A 2,668-nucleotide genomic window follows, 5' to 3' on the forward strand; every position below is an offset into this window, starting at 1 on the left:
CCCGCTGCCTGAAGCCGAGCCCGCGGCGGTCCGTGGCCATGACTGGGGTGCGGTGGCGCTGGCTGCGATCTTCCTCGCCATTGCCGGACTTGCCTATTGGGGCGCCACGGGCATGTCGGCCATGGGGTCGGTCTTCCCCAAGACGATCGCACTGCTCCTGGCGGTGCTGTCGATCGCGCTGATCGTCCTCGGCGTGATGGGCCGGAACCGTCCGGTCCCGACCGAGACTGCGGTCGGACCCGTGTCGAACATACGGCGCATGATCCTGATCGCGATCTTCGCGATCTGGGTCTGGCTCCTTCCGGTCATAGGTTTCATCGTCACGAGCTTTACGGCTTTTGTCGCCATGGCCGCGGTCGGCGAGCACGACCCCGTCCCGGCGCGCACCTGGCTTCTTCGCGGCCTCGTGGCGATCGTAACGGTCGCGGTGTTCTGGTGGTTGATGGCCGATGTGCTTCTCCTCCGGATGCCTCGCGGCATGCTGATGTAAGAAAAGGAACAATGATGAAGACCTATCGGATTGCCTCGATTCCCGGCGACGGGATCGGGATCGAGGTTGTCGCTGCGGGCCTGTGTGTGCTCGAGGCGCTTGTCGAGCGCGATGGCGGCTTCCGTCTCGATGTCGAGACGTTCGACTGGGGCAGCGAGCGCTACAAGCGCACCGGCGCGCTGATGCCTGAGGACGGCGCCGATCAGCTACGGGATTTCGACGCCATCTTCTTCGGCGCGGTCGGCGCGCCCGACGTGCCCGACCACCTGACGCTTTGGGGCCTGCGCCTGGCGATCTGTCAGCCGCTCGACCAGTACGCCAATGTGCGTCCTACCCGTATTCTCCCCGGCATCGAAAGCCCGCTCCGCGGGGTCGGTCCGGGCGACCTCGACTGGGTGATCGTGCGCGAGAATTCGGAAGGCGAATATGCCGGCCAGGGCGGGCGCTCGCACAGGGGCCTGCCGGGCGAAGTCGCGACCGAGGTCTCGATTTTCACCCGCACCGGCGTCGAGCGGATCATGCGCCACGCCTTCACGCTGGCCCAGTCGCGGCCGCGCAAGCTGCTGACCGTGGTCACCAAGTCGAACGCACAGCGCTACGGCATGGTGATGTGGGACGAGATCGCCCGCGAGGTCTCGGCAGATTTCCCGGACGTGACCTGGGACAAGATGCTCGTCGACGCCATGACGGTGCGGATGACGCTGAACCCGTCCTCGCTCGACACGATCGTGGCGACCAACCTGCACGCCGACATCCTGTCGGACCTGGCCGCCGCGCTCGCAGGTTCCATCGGCATCGCCCCGACCGCGAACCTCAACCCCGAACGCCGGACGCCTTCGATGTTCGAGCCTATCCACGGCTCGGCCTTCGACATCACCGGCAAGGGCATCGCCAATCCAGTTGCAACCTTCTGGAGCGCATCGATGCTGCTTCAGCATATCGGCGAGCCCGATGCGGCCCGTCGTCTGATGGACGCGATCGAGACCGTCACCGCCAATCCCGACCTTCACACCCCCGATCTCGGGGGAACGGCCACCACCGACCGCGTGACCGAGGCGGTCATCGCCGCCATCCGCGGTCGCAACGATTGAGGACGATATGAGCGACAACAGCATGCGCATCGCCGTGATCCCCGGAGACGGAATCGGTAAGGAAGTCGTGCCCGAAGGCCTCCGCGTGCTCGAAGCCTCGGCGCACCGCTACGGCCTGGACTTCCGGTTCGACGAGTTCGACTTCTCCTCCTGCGATTACTACGCCAAACACGGCCAGATGATGCCCGACGACTGGAAGGCGCAGGTGGGCGGCCATGACGCGCTGTTCTTCGGCGCGGTCGGCTGGCCCGCCACAGTGCCCGATCACGTCTCGCTGTGGGGATCGCTGCTCCTTTTCCGGCGCGAATTCGACCAGTATGTGAGCCTGCGGCCGGCGCGCCTCATGCCCGGCGTGCCCTCCCCGCTCGCCGGACGGGGTCCGGGCGACATCGACATGATGATCGTGCGGGAGAACACCGAAGGCGAATACTCCTCCATCGGCGGCAAGATGTATCCGGGCACCGACCGCGAGATCGTGATGCAGGAGACAGTGATGTCGCGCATCGGCGTCGACCGCATTCTGCGCTACGCCTTCGACCTGGCAATGAAACGTGGACGGCACCTGACCTCGGCGACCAAGTCGAACGGCATCTCCATCACCATGCCCTATTGGGACGAGCGCGTGGCGGAAATGGCTACCGCCTATCCGGACGTGCAGGTCGACAAATATCATATCGACATCCTGACCGCCCTGTTCGTGCTGCATCCCGATCGTTTCGACGTGGTGGTGGCCTCCAACTTGTTCGGTGACATCCTGTCCGACCTCGGCCCCGCATGCACCGGCACGATCGGCATTGCGCCGTCGGGCAACATCAATCCCGAACATGCCTTTCCCTCGCTGTTCGAGCCGGTTCACGGCTCGGCCCCGGACATTGCAGGCCAGGGCGTCGCCAATCCGGTCGGCCAGATCTGGGCGGGGGCGATGATGCTCGACCATCTCGGTCACCCCGAGGCGGCCGCGGGCATCCTGAAAGCGATCGAACAGGTTCTGGCCGAACCCGCCCTGCGCACGCGCGACCTCGGCGGCAAGGCCGACACCGTGACCTGCGGCAAGGCGATTGCCGACGCATTGCGCTGAAGGGAAAAG

At 65.6% G+C, this 2,668-nt stretch carries 3 protein-coding genes; all 3 read left to right on the plus strand.

From position 1 onward, the window contains the following. The coding region (locus MAXJ12_RS25520) for a tripartite tricarboxylate transporter TctB family protein (RefSeq protein ID WP_008838960.1) at nucleotides 1-490 on the plus strand (490 nt) is incomplete at its 5' end. A 14-nt stretch (nucleotides 491-504) separates the two neighbouring features. After that, nucleotides 505-1,581, plus strand: coding sequence for a tartrate dehydrogenase (locus MAXJ12_RS25525; RefSeq protein WP_008838961.1), 1,077 nt, complete (start codon nucleotides 505-507; stop codon nucleotides 1,579-1,581). Nucleotides 1,582-1,588: 7 nt separating this feature from the next. Beyond that, a complete protein-coding gene (locus MAXJ12_RS25530; protein ID WP_008838962.1) occupies nucleotides 1,589-2,659 on the plus strand; it encodes a tartrate dehydrogenase in 1,071 nt (356 codons plus the stop codon). Nucleotides 2,660-2,668: the final 9 nt, after the last annotated feature.

Origin of the sequence: Mesorhizobium alhagi CCNWXJ12-2, from assembly GCF_000236565.1 — a bacterium.
Taxonomy (GTDB): domain Bacteria; phylum Pseudomonadota; class Alphaproteobacteria; order Rhizobiales; family Rhizobiaceae; genus Allomesorhizobium; species Allomesorhizobium alhagi.

What these genes read in the sequence shown, in the direction of transcription:
- MAXJ12_RS25525 (WP_008838961.1), top strand. Translation starts at nt 505, where the DNA reads ATGAAGACCTATCGGATTGCCTCGATTCCCGGCGACGGGATCGGGATC.
- MAXJ12_RS25530 (WP_008838962.1), top strand. Translation starts at nt 1,589, where the DNA reads ATGAGCGACAACAGCATGCGCATCGCCGTGATCCCCGGAGACGGAATC.